Origin of the sequence: Pedobacter cryophilus, assembly GCF_005116455.1 — a bacterium.
GTDB lineage: Bacteria > Bacteroidota > Bacteroidia > Sphingobacteriales > Sphingobacteriaceae > Pseudopedobacter > Pseudopedobacter cryophilum.
Window position 1 is genome coordinate 94,493 of sequence record NZ_SWBP01000005.1, and the last position, 20,705, is coordinate 115,197.

Genomic DNA, 20,705 nt, shown 5'->3' on the forward strand with positions numbered 1-20,705 from the left:
ATCTAACAATTGGTAAAATATATGCATGCATTACTTTAAAAAGCATTGGATCATTTTTATTCTTTTAACTTCATTTTTAACTGCAAATGCGCAGTTAAAAAGTAGGTTGAGGCATTATTCTACTGAAGATGGGCTTTCCCATGATGGCGTGTTATGCATCACAAAAGATAAGGAAGGTTTTATGTGGTTTGGTACCTGGGACGGAATTAATCGCTATGATGGCAATCAATTTATCACTTATAAAGCCCGCCCCGGGGATAGATCTAGCCTAAAAAACAACAAAATAAGGAGTATTGTTGAAGATAAAATTGGCTATTTATGGGTAGAAACCTATGATAATAAAGTTTATAGATTTGATAAGCGAACTGAGCAATTTCTTGCTATAAACAAGTCTGTTAACGGCGGAAACCTTAAAGATATAGTTGTAAGTAAATTGATAGCCACCTCATTAGGTGATACTTGGTTAATTACAGAAGAACAAGGCTTATTGTGTGCCGTTTATGATGAGGAAACCAAACTCCCTAAAGTTTACAGCTATCAAAAAGGGAAAAAAGGTGGTTTTGGAATTCCTTCTAATCATATCAATTTTTTAATTGAAGATAAAACAAAGAAAATTTGGGTAGGGACTGATGAGGGCCTATTTTGTTTAGTGAAAAGAAACGGAAAATACGTTCAGTATTTGAAGCGCCAAAACAGCGAAAAAATTCTAAAATCAAATTATAATGTTACTTGTGTTACCGGTAAGAATAACTTACTCTATTTTGGGACTTCAAGTGGCGAAATCATTATTTACAATACTAAAGAGCGGGTTTTTAAAATAAAAAATCTGGTTAAAGGCGCAAATATAAATGATATTTGTGTGGCCAAATCTGGTCAAATTTATATTTCTACCTCCAAACAAGGGCTTCTGGTGATGAATCCTAAAAGTCTTCAATTTGAAGTGCTAAAAATGGATGGGCAATCAAACTTGCTTTCATTATATGAAGATAAATCAGGAAATATTTGGATAGAGCCTACAACGCCGGGCATTATCAGGTATAATCCTTATAAAAAAGTATTTAAGCTTTATGTTCATCAAATTGAAGAAGTACCCGAACAGTTAATTACTAAAACTTATCAGGATAAAAATTATACTGTTTTTGAAGATGTAAATGGCGTTTTATGGACAAGTATGAAAGGTGGCGGCTTTGGTTATTATGATGAAGAGCGTAATGAAATAGCTTATTTTTATAACAAACCAGGTTCAAGTGATCAGCAATTATCTAATGTAGTTACTACCGTTTTTTCTGATAAGACGGGGGTTTTGTGGTTAAGTACTCGTTTTGGTGGAATTAATAAGGCGATTTTTACAGGTAACAATTTTCAACATCAACAATTAGAACCTCAATCTTTAAAAAGATATGATAATGAAGTGAGGGCAATTTATGAGGATAGCAAAAAGAGAATTTGGGTAGCTTCTAAAATTGGTAATTTATATGTTTTTGATAAGGGAAAAAAAATTCAAAACATTTTCAAAAATATATCAACCGCTAAAATTGGGAGTATTTATGCCATTAAAGAAAGTAAAAATGGGATCATTTGGATAGGAACAAAGGGGCAAGGTTTGTTAATGGCAAAGCCTTTAAATAAAGAGCGTACCAGTTATGAAGTAACCAGATTTTTAAATGACAAAAAGGATAGCAATAGCCTAAGTAGCGACATGATTTACGCTATTTTGGAAGATGCAAAAGGCAGAATTTGGATAGGTACTTTTGGTGGAGGACTTAATCTTATAGAAGAAAAAAACAACAAAATTATATTTAAGAATGCTAATAATTATTTCAAAAATTATCCAATTGCTACTTCCAATGTAATTAGATATTTGGAGGAAGGTGCAGACGGTACAATTTGGATAGCTACCACTGATGGCCTGCTCAGGTTTAATCCTGAGAGCAGTAAAAATGGCGATTATCAATTTTACAGATCTTCAAAAATACCCGGAGACATTAACAGTTTAGGAAATAATGATGTACAGGTAATTCACAAAAATTTGGATGGTCAAATGTGGATAGGCACCTTTGGTGGGGGTTTAAATAAAGTAATTGGAAGACCAAAAATTAACGACAAGCTAAGATTTGAAATTTACACCAAAGAACAAGGCTTACCCAATGATATTGTTTTAAGCATGGTGGATGATAAAAATGGGAATTTATGGCTGGCCACAGAAAACGGATTATCTAAATTTAACATTAACCAAAAAACATTTAGAAATTACGATTCTTATGATGGATTACCAAAAGAAGGATTCTCAGAGTCAGCTTGTTTTAGATCGGCATCAGGGGCTTTATATTTTGGATGCATTTATGGATATATTTCATTTTTCCCTGATAAAATAACCAGTAAAAAGTATAACACAGAAATTGCTTTAACCAATCTTCAATTATATAATAAAGATATTATTGCGGGTGCGCCGGGCTCTCCTCTGTCTTTTTCGCTTAACAAAACAAATAAAATTGTTTTAGATTATAATCAGGATGTGTTGAGTTTAGATTATTCGGTATTAGATTTTAGAGCCAATTCAAACATTAACTATGCTTTTATTTTAGAAGGCTATGATAAAGCTTGGCATTTTGTTAAAAATCAAAGAAAAGCAACGTACACTCATCTTTCTTCTGGAGATTACATTTTTAAGGTGAAAAGTTTGAACAAAGACCTGTTCACAAATATTCCCGAAAAAAGTATTGCCATCACTATTCTTCCCCCACCTTGGTTAACCATTTGGGCTTATTTGTTATACGCTATTCTTTTAGTTGTTTTAATTGTAATGGCCAGAAGAATCATCATCACCATGATAAGGTTAAGAAACAAAGTAACTGTAGAACGTAAACTTACCGATCTTAAATTGCAGTTTTTTACCAATATATCTCATGAGCTTAGAACACCTTTAACGCTGATTGTTAATCCTTTATCTCAAATTGCTAAAACAGAGCAACTATCAGAAAAAGGTAAAGAATACATGTTGGTGGTAAATAAAAATGCCAATAGAATGGTTCGGTTTATTAACCAACTGTTAGATTTTAGGAAAATTCAAAGCGGAAAAATACAACTTAAAGTTTCTGAAGTAGAGGTAGTGGCTTTTGTTAAAGATATTGCAGCGTATTTTAATGAACTGGCCGAAGAGAAAAATATTAAGTTCTTAATTCACTCAGATGTAGAAACATTTTTTGTTTGGATAGATGAAGAGAAAATAGACATTGTAGTTTATAACCTGCTTTCTAATGCTTTTAAATTCACCCCGCCCAATAAAATAATTGATATTCAGATTGATTGTGCCAGCTACCCTGATAAATTTATTATAAAAATTACTGATCAAGGGGTGGGAGTACCCGAAAGTAAATTAGCCGAAATATTTGAGTTGTATTATGAAGGTGAAAATCATGATCAGTCTCAAAAGGGAACTGGAATAGGTTTGGCCTTATCAAAAGATATTATTTTAAACCATAAGGGAAAAATTATTGCTCAAAATAATGAAGAAGGAATGAGCTTTATTATTGAGCTTAATAAAGGGAGTATGAGTTTTACATCAGTTGATATGCTGGAAAAGGAAAATGACGAAAGACATAGTTTACTTTTGCAACACCCTGAAAATAAAACAATTTTTTCTGCAAATGATAGCATTGATAAAAGCATTGCTGATAAAGAAAAACCTGTTGTTTTATTGGTAGAAGACAATACAGATTTGAGAAAATTTTTAGCCGACCAGTTAATAGATTTTTATAGAATTACCGAGGCCGCAGATGGGTTACAAGGTTTAAATACAGCATTAGAAATTTTGCCAGATTTAATTATTAGCGATGTGATGATGCCAAATATGGATGGTATAGAAATGCTTGATAAATTAAAAAACAACTTAACAACCAGTCATATTCCGGTGATATTGCTTACCGCAAAATCATCTATTGAAAACCAAATTAATGGCTTAAAATATGGAGCTGATTTTTATATCACTAAACCTTTTCATGTAGATCATATTTTGGTTTCTATGCAAAATCTAATTATGCAAAGGAAAAACCTTTACAAGAAATTTTTAGAGGAGAGAAAAATCTTCAAATTAGAACCTGGCGAAATTATTATTACTTCAAAAGACGAGAAATTTTTAAAGGAAGTAATTGCAATTGTTGAAAACAGCATGGCCGATCCACAATTTAACATAGATTCTGTTGCTGCGGCTATTGCTATGGGGCGTACCACATTTTTTAAAAAGCTAAAATGTTTAACCAACAGGTCTCCGGTAGAATTTGTAAGAGACATGAGATTAAAGCGAGGAAAGCAATTACTAGATGCAGGTGAGCATACCATTTCTGAGATTGCTTACATGATAGGCTTTAGTAGCTCAGGATATTTTAGCACCTGTTTTAAAGAAGAGTATAAAATTTCGCCGTCAGATTATCAGAAGAACAGAAATGAGAATAATTCTTAAACAGAAAACTTTGTTTGAACTTTAGTGTGATTTTAAAAACACCCCATAGAGTGCAACACTAAGTTGTAAATTATAAAAGCGAAGTCAAGCTCCGGTTTCTAATAATTTATTGCCTTGTTTTTCTTTTCACCAAAAATTGGAAGTTTTTCGCCAATTTTTTAATGCCCTAACCTTCCCACACTTATAAGTTTGTTAATACAATTATAAACAGCAAGTTCTGTTGAATTTTATTAATAAGCATAAAGTCTAAACTCTTTTTATTAAGAGGATTGGTTCCCTTTTTTTACGTGTTAAAACGTAAGCACTTTCTTAATGCCGTTAATGTTCAGCAGAAATTGCCACCATAATTCTCAAGATTAAGGTGTATAGTTAAAAAAACCAATTATTAAACAATTTCTATGAATCTAAAAAATTTACTTTTTAAGTCGGTAAAGTGCATGCTGATTGCTTTTTTTTTATCAGTTGCTTTTAATCAAGTTCATGCTCAAACCTTAGCTTTTCCGGGGGCAAAAGGTTTTGGTCGCTATGCTCTTGGGGCAAGAGGAGCCGCTAGTCAGCAAGTATATGTTGTTACTAATTTAAATAATAGTGGCGCTGGTTCTTTTAGAGATGCGGTAAGCCAGCAAGGGCGTATTGTTGTTTTTGCGGTAAGCGGAATCATCAATCTGGCTACAGATATTGTGGTGCCTCCAAATACTACTATTGCAGGGCAAACTGCGCCGGGTGAGGGCATTGTGCTTTTTGGTAAACGGGTAACTTTTTCATCATCAAGCAATACAATAGCTCGTTACATCCGTATCCGCTTAGGGGCAACAGATAATGCAGGTAAAGATGCGTCGGGTATTTCTAACGGAGCTAATATCATATTTGATCACATGACATTTACCTGGGGAATGGATGAAGTGTTTTCCATTAATTGGGATAATAAGGGCACAAGTCCAGATAATATTACCATCCAAAATTCTATTATTGGGCAGGGCTTACATCGTAACAATCACTCTGCAGGTGGTTTAATGCAGCCCTCAACCGGGAAAATTAGTTTAATAGGTAATTTATATACCAGTAATAAAACTAGAAACCCTAAAGTAAAAGGCATTAACGAGTTTGTAAATAATGTAGTTTACAATTGGGGAAATGCCAACAGATTAGGTGATATCATGAACTATGGCTGGAGTGGGGAAGCTTATATTATGGGTGGCGACTCTGAAGGTATTTCTCATGTAAATATCATTAATAACTATTTTATTGGTGGCCCTAGTACAAACCCATCAACCAGTACTCCATTTAACAGAGGGAACTCTAATTTTAATTTATATGGTGCAGGTAACTATATGGATAATAATAAAGATGGCGTTTTAAATGGAACGTTAATTCCTTCAGATTTAACAGGCTATCCAACCGGAGATATCAATAGTTTACAATCTGTAGCTTATGATTATCCGGCAAAGAATCCCGTTTTAACGGCTCAACAATCTTATGATTATATATGTGATAGTGTTGGTGCATCTTATCCAAAGCGTGATCAGGTAGATAGCATAATGATTGCCGATTTAAGATCAAAAGGTACAAGTGGTATTTACGTTTACCGCGAAACCGATTTGCCTTTTTCTAACGGCGGGGTAGGTAATGTTTTTAGCGCTCCGGCCCCTTTAGATACTGATAGTGATGGAATGCCCGATGTTTGGGAAGATGCTAACGGGTTAAATAAAAATAATGCAGCAGATGCAGTTACCTATAATATCAATTATCCAGAGTATTTAAATATAGAGGTTTACATTAATAGCTTAACCAGTATCACTCCGCCAGTATTTATAATTCCACCTTCTAATATCACTTTTAATGCAACATCGGTAGAATTACCTTCGCCGGCCAGTACCATTGTTGTAAACTGGAATGACAATTCAAACAACGAAAATAATTTTGTAATTGAGCGTTCTTTAAATGGAACTACTTTTACCCAAATTGCACAAGTAGGCGCAAATGTGATTACTTATACTGATTTAAATTTGGTGCCAAACACTAAATATTATTATCGCCTAAAAGCAGTTAACAGTACAGAATCATCTAGTTACAGTGCGGTATCATCTGTAACCACCCCTCCAATTCCTACAGCACCAACAAAAGCATCAGGGGCAAACCCAATTAACGGGTTTAATTTTGTTGAATTAAGCAGCGGAAACCTAAGTTTAAAATGGACAGGAAGTAGTAATACCACCACTTACGAAGTTTATTTTGGTACTACAGCCAGTAATCTTACCAAGCTTGGAGATGTAGCTTATACAGCTGCCCCAACTTATTTGGTGAATGGTTTAGCGTCTGGATCAACTTATTTTTGGCGAATAGATGCCCTTAACAATAAAGGCAGTGCAACTGGTGATGTTTGGAGTTTTAGAACCATTGCAAATGTTGCGGTAGGTACAGTTGGTTATTGGGCCTTTGATGAAACCTTATCAGCAGGAACACAAATTACAGATTCTACAACCTACATCAATCATGGTGTTTTAGGTTTAGATGATGATGATGCTACTATCAGGGTGTTAGGTAAAGTAAAAAATGCCTTAGATTTTGCTACCGCCCGTACAGATATTTATGTGGTGAGTGTACCCAGTCAGGATCAATTATATCTTGATAAAAGCTCATTTTCTGTTTCTTTTTGGATGAAGGCAGCATCCGCTTTGTTGCCTACAGGTACAAATAGCTCTTACCTAATGTGTAAAGGATCTATTACTAAAAACACCAATACTGGCGCTACCGGTAAAAGATTTGATATTGAATTTAAGAGCAGTCAGTTTCGTTTTGCAATTGATGATGATGTCACAAAAAAAGAACTCGCAACAAGCGCTACACCTTTTTTTACTGGCGATTGGGTACATGTAGTGGTGATGCGAGATGTATCAGACAATAAATTAAAATTGTATTTAAACGGAACCTTATTAACTACTTTAGATGCAACCGGGGTAACCGGAATTGGAGAAGCAAGTTCTTTGGTTGTAGGTAATATTGGCGAATTAGAGTTTTTAGCCACAACCAATTTGCCGGCTCCTTACAAAGGGCAATTAGATGAATTAAAGGTTTTTAATTATGCCTTAACACCACAACAGGTATTGTTGCAATACCATACCAGTCCTTTACCTATACAGGCTTATACGCCTTTTCCTACCAATACTGGCGTTGCTGATGATGCTTTGAAAGCAAATGTAACTTGGGCTGGAGGCATAAATACTACGCACTATAAATTGTATTTAGGTACTTCTAGCGGAGTATTAAATTATATAGATGATAGAGATGTAAGTACTCCAAATTATCAGTTCACTAATTTAATTGCCAATACACCTTATTTTTGGAGAGTAGACGCCGTTGGTGCAGCGGGTACCACTACCGGCAGCGTTTGGTCTTTCACAACATCGGCTTTTGCTATAGGTATTGTTGCCGATTGGCATTTAGATGCAACATCTGGGACAACAATTACAGATCACAGTACTTACGCCAATAGCGGAACAATTGATAATGTAAGCGCATACCAATGGATAGCTGGCAGGTTAAATAATGGGTTAAACCTGCAAACCATGACCACTGGTTCTACCATAACTATTCCTCATCAAAATCAAATAAAGTTTGATAAAAATTCATTTAGTATTTCTTTTTGGATAAAGGCTAATGCGCCCGCATCTGCAAGTACATCTGCCTATGTTTTAAATAAAGGGGCTTTTGCCAGAAATACAAGCACAGGCACTAATGGGCGGTGGTATGGGTTGGAATTAAAAAATAACTTGATTTATTTTTCTGTTGATGATGATGTGACTAAAAGCACTGTAAGTTTAAGCAGCGCCAATTTCTTAACCAATGCCTGGGTACATGTAGTTTTAATTAGAGACTTAGCAACCAATACACTAAAAATTTATAGAGGTGGTACGTTGGCAATTTCAGGTGCTGATAATACAGGCATTACAAATGGAATAGGAAATACCGACCCATTATTATTTGCAAATGCATCTGGCTTAACAGCTCCTTTTACGGGAGCTTTAGATGAGATAAAAATTTATAATTATGCTTTAACTCCTTCAGAAATAACCACTTTATCAACAGGGGCGGTTTTGCCTGTAAGTTTATCATCTTATACCGCTAATGAAGATGGAAACAGCGTACGATTAAACTGGACAACACTTTCTGAGCAAAATAATAACCATTTTTTGATAGAAAAATCTATCGACGGGGTGAGTTTTAACGCCATTGCAAATTTAAAAGGCAAGGGCACAACAAATGAGGTGTCTAATTATGTGGCTTATGATAAGCATCCATTTAATGGGAATAATTACTACCGTTTGCAGCAATATGATAATGATGGTGCTATAAAAAACCTAGGTATTAAAGTAGTGAAATTTGGCATCACCAACCAAGATGTACTTATTTATCCAAACCCAACCCTACAACGCATTCATATAAAAATGCCTACCCATATTGAAACAGCAAATGTTACTATCAGAAATTTAAATGGCGCTCAAGTCTATCAAAATATCATAAATGTGCAAAACCAATTATTGATGATTGATTTAGAGAATAAACCAAGTTCGGGAATTTATTTATTAGAAATTAATGCATTAGGGTTTACTAAAAGCGCAAAAATCATTGTAAAATAATAATTAATGTAAGGCTTGTTCCTTGTGCTTCTTATAACTCAATTAAAGGGAAGTGAAAAATACAAGCTTTTAAATCACCAATTCTAAACCTTTAAATAATATTAAAACATGAAAAAAAACTTACTTAAGATTTGCTTAATCTTTTTTACAGTAGCAATGGTAACAACTACTTCAAAGGCTCAAAACAACGGAGATTTTAGAAGTGTGACTAGTGGTGGTTGGGCAACTTTAGCAACTTGGGAAACCTATGATGTTGCAACTACTTCTTGGATTCCTGCAATAGCTGTACCAACCAATGGAAATAATGTTACTGTATTAAACACACATATTATTACTCTTGATGGCACAAAAGGGGTGAATAAACTAACTATTGATGCCGGAGCGGTTGTAAAATCAGCAGGCGGAACTATAAGAAATGTAAGGGTTCAGGAGTCAATTATTAATAATGGTTCTTTTGGTGCATCAGGCTCTAATGAACGGTTAAGCATAGAAGGCTATGCTGTAAATGGAACAATAACTATAACAGGGACAGGTGTTTATTTGGTGAGTTTAATTCGCAACAATGGGATTTCTCAAAATGTTGATTTTGTTATTGATGCTGATTTAAATGTAAGCTCATATATTTCTGGCCCATATACGCTAAGTTCTGGAACATCTAATTCTGCATCTCAGGGTGATGACAATGTAAACATTATTATAAATGCAGGTAAAACGGTTACTTGCGGAAGCTCTTCTTATCTTCATGCACCAAGTGGAAATACAACCATTACTACAGATTTTTATGGGAGTTATACTTATACCATTAATGGAACTTTAGATATGACAACTTCTACAACTTCTTGTGTGGTAGCTCATAATACAATTGGTTCTGTTACAATTAATGTAAATGGAACTTGGAAAATGGGTTCTGCTTTAAGAACAGCTTCAGCCTTTGCTACTATGCCAGTAGGTATTGCAGCTTTTAATTTAGGTACAAATGGGGTGATTGATGCAAGTTTAAATGCTGCGGGTACAAATTTGGTAATGACTAATAGCACCAGTGGTTTATATACATTTTTTAATATTACCGGTAACGGCATTCTAAAACAAAATCCAAGTAAGCATTCGTCTCAAGGGATATTTAGAGTAGGAACGGCTAATTTTTATTCTCCAGTTACCATTGGAGCAGTAGCAGCTCCAAATGCAGTTTATGCTGTTAATGTTTCGGCAGTTCCCGATGGTACAAAAAAAGTGGTGAATAGGGTTTGGGATATTTCATCGCCTACTACCGTTGCCGATTTAAATTTAACTTTTGGAGCAGTTGCAGGTATTGAAAAAAATGGGTTTAATATTACTCCTGATCCTGTTTTGGTTTACAATTGGTTAGGTGCTGCTTGGGGTGCAGGAACAACTGCTACAGCTGCCGGAAGTGGTACTGTAGCCGATCCGCATACAGCAGCAATAACTTTAGTAAACACCTTAGGTAAATTTAGTGTGGCTAATGAAGAGCCTATAGTTTTACCATTAAAATTTATTGCTTTTACGGCTAAAGCAAATGTTGCCGGCAACCAAGCATTGCTAAATTGGACAACTGCAGAAGAAAAGAATACCTTAGATTTTGTAATTGAAAAAAGTATTGATGGGGTTGTTTTTAGCTCTATCGGGATAGTTGGAGCCAAAAACGCTTCAGGTATTCATCCCTATAATTTTATAGATAATGCTGTAAATAGTGGTGTTTCTTATTATCGCATTAACCAAAGAGATTTAGATGGTAAATCTGCTATTTCTAAAGTGGTTTTTGTAAATATTAAAAGTCAGATTGCAATAAGTGCCTATCCAAATCCTGTGGTTAATGAACTTTATATCTCTCATCCATTAACTTCAAAAGAAGGTCAAATTGTGGTTTATGATTTAGCAGGTAAGAAAATTGCCAATCAAAAAATCATTTCGGGAACAGCCTTGTCTACTGTAAAGGTATCTCAATTAGTTCCTGCTATATATCTTTTAGAGGTAAATACAGGTTCAGATACCGTAAGAAAGCGCTTCATTAAAGAGTAAATAATTTAAATATTCAAAAGCATTTTACTATCAAAGTTTATAAAACAGAGATTGGTAAAATGCTTTTTGTTTTTTGCTCAATAGCTCATTTAGTTTGACGCTTATTTCACTTATCAGTAATCAAACCGAATTACTTTATTTTTTAGTATCAAAAAATGATTTTATCAAAAGCATAAAATATAAGAACGCCTATAATACTTCATTTAAAAGCTTTTTTACCAAAAATTGAAAGCATTTGGTCAATTTTTTAAAGCAATTTTTTACAGAGAAAGGTACGTTTGTTTCACAATTATAAATCAGTAAGTCTAAAAAATTACTGCAACCAAAAAAGCTAGGTATTAAAAACAGTTAAAGGGCGGTTATTCCGCTTTTCTACTTGCTTTTAGGAATGTTAATTTTTTAAAATTTAACCAAACCAAAATTATAAAATGAAGAATTCAGTAATTAAAAGCTTTTGGCTTTTGTGCAATTTAAAAATTACTACAATTCTCATTTATAATAGCAAAGATATTATCAAATAATTATCGGGCTTTTATAATCCTTTTTGATAAAGCCCAACAACCAATTTTTACAATTAGACGAAACTATGAGTAGAATTTCAAAAGTTTATTATCTAATCCTGCTTTCAGCCATAATATTATCGGGCTGTAAAAAAGAAATTAGTAGTTTTTATGATCGTCCAGAAAATTTAGGGCCTCCCATTTATCAGCAATTAGAATCTCGTGGCAATTTTAAGCACTTATTAGCTGCAATAGATAAAGCAGGGTACAAAGAGATTTTAGGAGGCACCGGATGGTGGACATTTTTTGCACCTACAGATTTAGCTTTTGAAAAGTTTTATCAAGCCAATAATATAAATGGTGATAGTGGTTTGTCTGATTCTTTAGCCACCGCAATAGTAAAATATTCTTTGGTTTATAATTCTTACAGAGATGATCAGTTGAGTACTTTTCAATCTGCCGATGGTTTAGATATTAATTCCGGTTTAGCCTTTAAACGTAAAACAGCTTATTATGATTGGGTTCAAGAAAAAGGTGATGCAAACCATCGCAAAATTATTGCTACCAATCGTAATGTTTCTACAGCCAGAAGCGGCAATGTAACTACCAATGTTTCTAATTACATAGATGGAGACAATAACAATAAATACATTCCATACTTCACTTCTTTATTTTTATCAACCAATAACCTTACCTCGACAGATTATAAAGCATTTTATCCTGATGCTAATTATACTGGTTTTAATGTGTTAGATGCCGCTGTAGATGAGAATAATAAAAATATTGCGGCAGAAAATGGGATGATACATGTGATTGATAAAGTGATTTTACCCTTACCAAATTTAGATCAATATATCAAATCTCAGGCGGCTTACAGTGATTTTGCCAAGCTCCTAGATTCTTTAAAATATTATTCTGCTAATGCTTACATCACCAATAAATATAGAATCGCAACAGGTAGTAACGATTCTGTATATGTAAAAGCCTATAGTGGTCAACTGGCTTTTTCACCAAATAATGAGCATTACCAAGTGCCAGGTCTTACTTCTTTTTCTAATACGCTTTCTCAAAGGCAAAGTTATAGCATGTTAGCCCCAACCAATGCGGCTTTGCAAGCCTACAGAGCTAAAATTTTAAAAAAATATGGCAATACTTTCTTTGGTACAACTCCTTTAAGTATTCTAATAGATTTTCTAAACTCACATTTATGGGGAGAAGCTTTATGGCCTAGTCAGTTTAAAACAAAAGAGAATTATTCTTTAGAAAACACAACCTTAGAGCTATCTAACGCTTCGGATAAGAAAATACTTAGTAACGGAATTTTTTATGGTGTTGATAAAGCAAATGAGGCTAATGTTTTTAGAACCGTTTTTGGAGTACCCTACCTAGATCCCGCAACCAGTTTAACCCACTTAGGGTTTAATGATTTATCTACCGGAATAAAAGCATACGTTATACAGCCAGGCGTAAGACAAACCATATTAGTAATGCCAAATTCTGTTTTGCAAAGTGCAGGTTGGCGATATAACGAATCTAGTGCAGGCTCATCAACAACGGTTTGGGGTTATAAATCACCAACAGCAACCAGTTATTCTCATGGTTTAATTTATCGTGAAAATATTTTAAGAATGTTTTCTACAGGTATTTTATTAACCCCTTCGGCAGAACTTAATAGTTTTGCTGGCGTTGGAGGCATTATAGAAACCAAAAGTGGAGATTACATTAAATATAAAAATGGTAAAATTCAAACCAGCGGTACTATAGAAACAGGTGTTGATATTAATGTAAGCTCACCAGATTTTTCCTCTATAAACGGCAATGTTTTTTATTTAGATAAAACGCTTTCTTTTACCGAGAAAAATGTAGGGCAACAAATAGAGAATTTAAAAGATCTTTATCCAAGCAGTTATGCCTCATTTTATTGGTTTTTATTTAACGGAGGGCCATCTATTTATAATAAAACATCTAAAGCTATTTCTGGTGTAAACACCGGTACCGATAATAAATATACCATACTGGTGCCTGATAACGCAGCAATTGCACAAGCAATAAAAGATGGTTTACTACCCGGAAATGTAACTACAGGAGCACTACCAACCTCAGCACCTACCAACCAGGTTCAGCTAGATCTTATTCGCAAATTTATTTTATACCATATTATACAAAGTGAATCTATCGCTTCTGATGGTAAAAAGTCTGATAATTTTATCACCATGCTGCAAACCGAAACCGGTGGTGTAACGCTGCTAAATGTTTTAAACCAACCTGGAAACTTATTAATTACGGATAAAAAAATGCGTACAGCAACAGTTAAAGAGAACGAAAGCAACCAGTTAGGAAACCGTTCTATTATACATTCTATTAATAAATACCTCAACTATAACAATTAATAAGCTATTGAGCCGAATATCATAAACATGAAAAGATCCTTATTAAAAAAATTATTTCTTTTTATACTGATTGCCCTAAGTGCTGGTTTAGAAATAGCCAATGCACAAGAGAAGTTTATCATTATAAAAGGAAAAGTAGTTGATAAAAATGATAAGCTACCCATACCAGGTGCTTCAGTTGTAGAATTAGATAAAGACAAAAGAACCATTACCGGCGTAACGACTGATTTTAACGGAAATTTTTCTATCAGAGTTTCTAAACCAGATCATCAACTTTCTGTGTCTTTTATTGGATATAAAACTTTTTTTAGTGGCGGCTTAAATGGTCGTACAGAGATTAATATTGCCTTAGAAACTAGCTTTAATGAACTTCAAGGAGTTACTGTAACCGCTAAAAGTGAGGCGCCACTTACTGATTTAGCTATATCAGCCCGAAATTCTACAAGGGCAACATCAACTATAAATGCAGAAAGAATAGATCAACTTTCTGTAACCTCCATAGATCAGGCTTTACAAGGGCGCTTAACCGGGGTAGATTTTGGTACAACTTCCGGAGATCCGGGAGCAGGTATGGCCATCAGAATAAGAGGTACATCTTCCATCAGTGGGTCTGCCCAGCCTTTAATTATTTTAGATGGCATGCCTTATGAAACCGAAGTACCAAAAGATTTTAATTTTGGAACTGCTGATGATCAAGGTTATGCCCAATTATTAAATATTGCGCCTTCAGATATTTTAGATATTACCGTATTAAAAGATGCCGCTTCTACAGCTTTATGGGGTGGCAGAGCTGCAAATGGTGTTTTATTGATCAATACCAAGAGAGGTAAAATGGGTAAGCCAGCTGTAAACTATAATTTTAAGGGTGCTTTAGCTACTCAGCCAGCTTCTATTCCGTTTTTAACAGGAAACCAATATTCTATGTTAATACCAGAAGAAGTGATGAATGCCACAAACTTACCTTTAGATTTTTTAGGTAATAATGGCCAAAATAAGGCTTTTCAATACGATCCTCTAGATGCTTATTACTATTATAATTACAGTAATAATACTGATTGGATAGATTTAATTTCTCAAACTGGTGTTACTCAAGATCATAATGTTTCTATGAGTGGTGGTGGCGAAAAAACCCGATATTATGCTTCTGTTGGTTACTTAAATCAATCGGGGACTACTAAAGGAACCGATTTAACACGTATCACCACAAAAATAAATCTTGATTATAATGTTTCAAGTAAGCTGCGTTTTAGAACCGATTTAACTTATACCCATGTTAATAATAATTTAAACTATACCAACAGCCTCCGTACTACTGCATTTAATAAGATGCCCAACATGTCGCCTTATGAGTATGATGAAAATGGAAATATTACACAGGTATATTTTTCTCCAGAATCTAACATTCAGGGAAGATACAGTGGGACTTATAACCCGCTGGCCATGGCAAATGAAGGTTCTAGTCAGCTATTTGGCGAACGTATTACGCCAAGGTTTAATTTAAGTTACAAAATTCTTCCTGATAATAAATTAACTTTTACCGGCGATGTGGTTTTTGATATCAATAATAATAAATCTAAAACCTTTTTACCGCAAATAGCCACCGGCAGGCCAAGTTCTGAAACAACAGTAAACAAAGCGTCAGATTCTGATGGAGATTCTTACAGTATGCAAACCAAATTAAACTTGGTTTACACGCCCATTTCAAATGAGAAACAATCGTTACAAAACTTAATATCTTTTCAAACTAGTGATAGTAGAACCGCATCTTTTAGTGCAATATCTTCTAACACCGCATCTTCTTACCTAAGAGATCCATCAATACTTTCTGTAACCAATGGAAGCGGTTTAGGACTTAATTCGGCCAAAGCACAATCAAGGTCTATGGGTTTGGTATTTCAATCTCAGTACCAATTGTTAGACAGATATATCTTTAGTTTAAATGGCCGTATAGATGGAAATTCTAAATATGGTCCTGATAATCGTTTTGGCTTTTTTCCGGGAGTTTCTGCCCGTTGGCGAGTTTCTGGTGAGCCTTTCATGAAAAAATACAATAAATTTTTAGATGATTTAAGTATCAGATTAAGTTATGGTTCTACACCAAATGCACCGGGCAGTAATTACGCTTATTTTAGCAGATACACACCTTTCTCCTGGACTTACCTCGGAAACTCAGCCGTTTCTCGTGATAACATAGCTTTAACGCAATTAAGATGGGAAACTGTAGTAGGTAAAAACCTTGGTTTTAACTTATGGATGTTTAATGATCGTGTTAAACTAGATGCAGAAATCTATCAAAATACCACTAAAGATATGTATTACAGTAATTTAAGAATTCCAAATATTACGGGTTATTCTGCTGTATCAATGAATATTGGCACCATGAATAATGATGGATGGGAAATTGGAATTAACACATTACCTGTAAAAACTAAAAATTGGGTGGTTGATCTTTCTTTAAATGTTTCTAGAAATGTAAACAGCATACAATCTATCTCAGAATTTTATCCTCGCGAAAGCGTGGTGGGTTTACCCGGTTTAGGAAATTACAAATCTTACCTTATAGAAGGTAATCCATTTGGTTCTTATTATGGTTTTAGGTACAAAGGCGTTTACAAAACAGCAGAAGACACTAAAGCAAAAGATGCAAACGGAGCACCTATTATTGGTCCAAACGGACAGGTAAAATACATGAGGTATAATTATCCGGTTGCCGATTATATTTTTCAGGCCGGAGATGCCATTTATGAAGATATTAACCACGACGGTAATATTGATGAAGCTGATATGGTTTACTTGGGTAACGGACTTCCTAAATTTAATGGTGGTTTTGGAACCGATATTTCTTATAAAGGGACTTGGAAACTGGGGGCGTATTTTAGTTATCGTTATGATTTTGATGTGGTAAACAAAGCGCAAATAACCACTACCAATATGTATGGCTTTAATAACCAAAGCACCGCAATTTTAAGCAGATGGCGTAACCCTGGGGATGATACCAATATGCCAAGAGCGCTATATAATGATGGTTACAACTGGTTAGGGTCTGATAGGTATATTGAAGATGCATCTTTCTTAAGATTATACTCTGTAACCTGTACCTACATATTTGGAAAATCTGTTCTTCAAAAATTGAATATTAAAAGTGGAAGACTTTATGTAACCGGGCAAAATTTATACACCTGGACAAATTACACAGGCCAAGATCCTGATATTAACATTGTAGGAGATAACAGTCCGTTTGCTTACCCTCAGGATAACGCATTAACTCCGCCCCCAAGAATTTTCACTTTAGGTTTAACACTCGGTTTTTAATAATTAAGAGATATGAAATTAAATATTAAACATATAACAGCTAAAGTATTTTTTATTGGGATGCTATTGCTTTGTTTGATGGGCACATCTTGTAAAAAGTGGTTAGAATTAAAACCCGAAGATGGCTTAATAGATCAAGAATATTGGCGAACCAAAGAACAACTTAAAGGAGCGGTGATGGGTTGCTATGCGTCATTGCTGGGTGGTTCTACCATGCCGCTTGCTAAATATTTATTTATTTGGGGAGAGTTGCGTGGCGATATGGTAACTACCGGAACAGATTTAGGTGGCGAAGAAAATGTATCAGCCTTAAATAATTTAAGACGAGACGAATTGTATATGTTGCGTACAGAACTTTCCTCAAACAATAGTTTAATTAATTGGGAAGCCGTTTACATCACCATTAATTATTGTAATGATGTGATAGAAAATGGCCCAAAAGTACTGGATAGCGATAAAACCCTCACAGAAACGCAGCTTAAAGCTTACTTATCTGAAGCGTATGCGCTTAGAGGCTTAATGTATTTTTATTTGTTGAGAAATTTTAAAGAAGTGCCTTTAAAATTAGAAGTTACCGCTACAGATAAAGCCATTAAGCAGCAGCCAAAAAACACCGAACAAGAAATTTACACCCAAATTATTAGTGATGTAACTTATGCTTCAGAAAATGCACCGGTATCTTATGGCTCTTTGGCCGAAGACAGAGGGCGTATAACCAAGTTTACAGCCTTTACCATTTTGGCTGATGCTTACCTGTGGATGGAAGATTACCAAAACTGCTTAACTGCATGTGAACAGGTAATTGCTTCAGGCAGGTACCAGTTATTTCCAGCCGGAACTATTCCTGCTAACTGGTATAGAGATGTGTTTTTTGATGGTAATTCTGTAGAAGGGATTTTTGAATTTCAGTTTGACAATCAAAAGCAAAATCCTTTTTGGGATATGTTTGGGGCTTCATCAAGAGAGTTTAAAGCTTTAGACTGGATAGCCGAGGGCGATTTATTTGGTGTAGATTTTAACAATCCCAACAACCGAGACATTAGAGGCAACGGTACTTCTATGAATGAAGCCACCAGCGGCATAGCAAAATATACAAATTCAAGAACCAACAGCACTTCTTTTTCTCACTGGTTTGTTTACCGATATTCAGATGTGTTATTAATGAAGGCCGAAGCATTGGTTTGGCTAAATCCGGGTGATGTAAACAATGCCACAAAGGCTATTGAAATAGTTGATAAGTTAAGATTTTCTAGAAATGCGCTAAGTAATTTAGCTTCTACATCAGTAGAAGTTCCTGATCCAACTGCAGAAACTCAAGAAATATCCAAATATGTATTTAATGAACGCTCTCGCGAATTTGCTTTTGAAGGCAAAAGATGGTACGATATACTCCGTAATGCAAAACGTAATAACTATCAAGACGAAAAAATATTATTAGACATTGTATCGGCGAAAGCCTTACCTAGTAAACAGCAAACCGTAATTAATAAGTTTAAAGACCGCCGCAGCCATTATTTGCCAATTTATTTTACAGAATTGCAAACAAATAAAGCCTTGGTGCAAAATCCTTTTTATCAATAGTAATAAACAAACTAACTAAAAAATATAATGAGAAATATTGTTAAACTAACATTTGGCCTCCTACTTTTCTTAAGTGTGTTGGCTGTTGTTTCTGCTTGCAGAAAATCAACACTTGTTTATTCTGTTTCTAACAGACCTAATATTACTAGGTTTTTGCAAGAACATCCAGATGAATTTTCTGAATTAAGCAAGGTTTTAAATTTATCGGGCACCGCCTCTTTTTTAGATGCTTATGGTAGCTATACTTTGTTTGCGCCAAACAATACAGCTATTAAAGCCTATTTGCAAACTAAGGGCAAAACTACAGTAGAAGAGATTAGCGGCGATGAATGGAAAAGCTTTGTCCGCTTTCATTTGCTGGAAGATTCTATTGGTACTGAGCAGTTTACAGATGGTAAATTACCGCAGCTTACCATGTTTGGGCAATACCTAATTACAGGTTCAGAAAGCGCAAACGGACAAACTAAAATTAGGGTGAACAGGCAGGCAAATATCACAGCATCAAATATTTCTGTTGGTAATGGGTTAATTCATACTATTGATAATACCCTTACTCCGGCCAGTCTTACCATTGCGCAAATTTTAGAGGCTAATGGCAATTACGTTATTTTTACTGAAGCATTAAAGAAATCGGGTTTATTTGAGACTTTAAATGTACTGCCAGCTAATAATCCAACCTTAAATAAAAAGTTTTTAACGCTTATTGCAGAAACTGATGATGTTTTAAAAGATGCTTTAATTTACGATTATGATGATTTAAAACGCACATACTCTAATACCGGAGACCCAACCTTGGCAACAGATAGTCTTCATTTGTTTTTAGAGTACCACATTTTATATGAAGCAAAATATTTGGCAGATATCATCACATCTAGCGCACATCATACGCTTGCACCTTTAGAAGTTTTAACGGCTAAATTATCTGGAGAATCTGTTTTAATTAACGATGACTATTTTAACGGAACGCATGAAGTAGGGATAGAATTACCACGTAACACTGGCGATATTTCTGCCACAAATGGTGTAGTACATAATGCGGCTAAGCATTTCGGAATTAAACTAAGATCGCCATATCGTGTAGATTTTGATGTTTGTACTTTTCCAGAATTATTAAAAAACAAGGCTTATTACGGGGTTAATAGCTACGAGTTTACTACAGAAGAAGCTGCTGAGTTAACCGAAGTGAGATTTTCTGGAGCTGTTGAAAACAAGAAATTGATTTACAGATTTGGCTCAGGTCAGGGAACTTCCAAAACTTCTTATAATGTAGATGTTTTAATAGTGCCAATGGCTACAGGCGGTACATCATCAAGGCCAGAGTGGGTTGAATTTAAAACGCCTTTGCTGATCAGAGGGAAATATAAAATTTGGATTGGCTATTACACTCAGGCTCAATCATCTAGTAATGGAGGTACAAAAACAGAAGTGCAGGCTCTTATTGGTGCAGATGGATCTGATGTGAGAACACCACTTTCTAACGCTCGTACCTTAAATTTTGTAACCAAAAGGCCAGGCCAGCCAGCAGATGTAGAAGAAGCCATTGGCTGGAAAACCTATATGGAAAACACCTCAGGGTCGCAGGTATCACGTTTAATGGGGATTGCAGATATTCCACAAACAGGCAGATATTGGATTCGCCTTAAAGCTATTGATGGCTCTCAAACTACTAATAATATTGATTTGATTCAGTTTATTCCTATAAACGATAATCAGCAATACCCAAAATTTAAACCAGACGGCACATTAATTCCTAAGCCTTAAATTATTTAAATACAAAATGAGAGGGAAA

7 protein-coding genes are annotated in these 20,705 nt (G+C 34.8%); all 7 read left to right on the forward strand.

The annotated features are described in order from the left end of the window. Positions 1-25 precede the first annotated feature (25 nt). The 7 genes from FA046_RS13750 to FA046_RS13780 all read left to right on the forward strand — a co-directional run bounded on the left by FA046_RS13750 (position 26) and on the right by FA046_RS13780 (position 20,677). Positions 26-4,459 carry a hybrid sensor histidine kinase/response regulator transcription factor gene (locus FA046_RS13750; protein WP_136827114.1) on the forward strand — a complete coding sequence of 1,478 codons (4,434 nt, stop codon included), beginning with the start codon at positions 26-28 and terminating at the stop codon, positions 4,457-4,459. Positions 4,460-4,896: 437 nt separating this feature from the next. Then, a complete protein-coding gene (locus FA046_RS13755) occupies positions 4,897-9,096 on the forward strand; it encodes a LamG-like jellyroll fold domain-containing protein (protein WP_205943660.1) in 4,200 nt (1,399 codons plus the stop codon). Positions 9,097-9,204: 108 nt separating this feature from the next. Continuing rightward, positions 9,205-11,133, forward strand: a complete 1,929-nt coding sequence (locus FA046_RS13760; RefSeq protein ID WP_136827116.1) for a T9SS type A sorting domain-containing protein — start codon at positions 9,205-9,207, stop codon at positions 11,131-11,133. A gap of 586 nt (positions 11,134-11,719) precedes the next feature. Then, on the forward strand, positions 11,720-14,023 hold the full coding sequence (locus tag FA046_RS13765; protein ID WP_136827117.1) for a fasciclin domain-containing protein: 2,304 nt from the start codon (positions 11,720-11,722) through the stop codon (positions 14,021-14,023). 27 nt (positions 14,024-14,050) lie between these two features. Beyond that, entirely contained in the window at positions 14,051-17,335 is a 3,285-nt protein-coding gene (locus FA046_RS13770) for a SusC/RagA family TonB-linked outer membrane protein (RefSeq protein ID WP_136827118.1), read from the forward strand. A gap of 12 nt (positions 17,336-17,347) precedes the next feature. Next, entirely contained in the window at positions 17,348-18,916 is a 1,569-nt protein-coding gene (locus FA046_RS13775) for a RagB/SusD family nutrient uptake outer membrane protein (RefSeq protein ID WP_136827119.1), read from the forward strand. Between the two features lie 27 nt (positions 18,917-18,943). Further along, positions 18,944-20,677 carry a fasciclin domain-containing protein gene (locus tag FA046_RS13780; RefSeq protein ID WP_136827120.1) on the forward strand — a complete coding sequence of 578 codons (1,734 nt, stop codon included), beginning with the start codon at positions 18,944-18,946 and terminating at the stop codon, positions 20,675-20,677. Positions 20,678-20,705: the final 28 nt, after the last annotated feature.

Excerpts from the sequence above, each read along its gene's own strand:
- FA046_RS13750 (WP_136827114.1), top strand. The coding sequence starts at position 26 with ATGCATTACTTTAAAAAGCATTGGATCATTTTTATTCTTTTAACTTCA.
- FA046_RS13755 (WP_205943660.1), top strand. The coding sequence starts at position 4,897 with ATGCTGATTGCTTTTTTTTTATCAGTTGCTTTTAATCAAGTTCATGCT.
- FA046_RS13760 (WP_136827116.1), top strand. The coding sequence starts at position 9,205 with ATGAAAAAAAACTTACTTAAGATTTGCTTAATCTTTTTTACAGTAGCA.
- FA046_RS13765 (WP_136827117.1), top strand. The coding sequence starts at position 11,720 with ATGAGTAGAATTTCAAAAGTTTATTATCTAATCCTGCTTTCAGCCATA.
- FA046_RS13770 (WP_136827118.1), top strand. The coding sequence starts at position 14,051 with ATGAAAAGATCCTTATTAAAAAAATTATTTCTTTTTATACTGATTGCC.
- FA046_RS13775 (WP_136827119.1), top strand. The coding sequence starts at position 17,348 with ATGAAATTAAATATTAAACATATAACAGCTAAAGTATTTTTTATTGGG.
- FA046_RS13780 (WP_136827120.1), top strand. The coding sequence starts at position 18,944 with ATGAGAAATATTGTTAAACTAACATTTGGCCTCCTACTTTTCTTAAGT.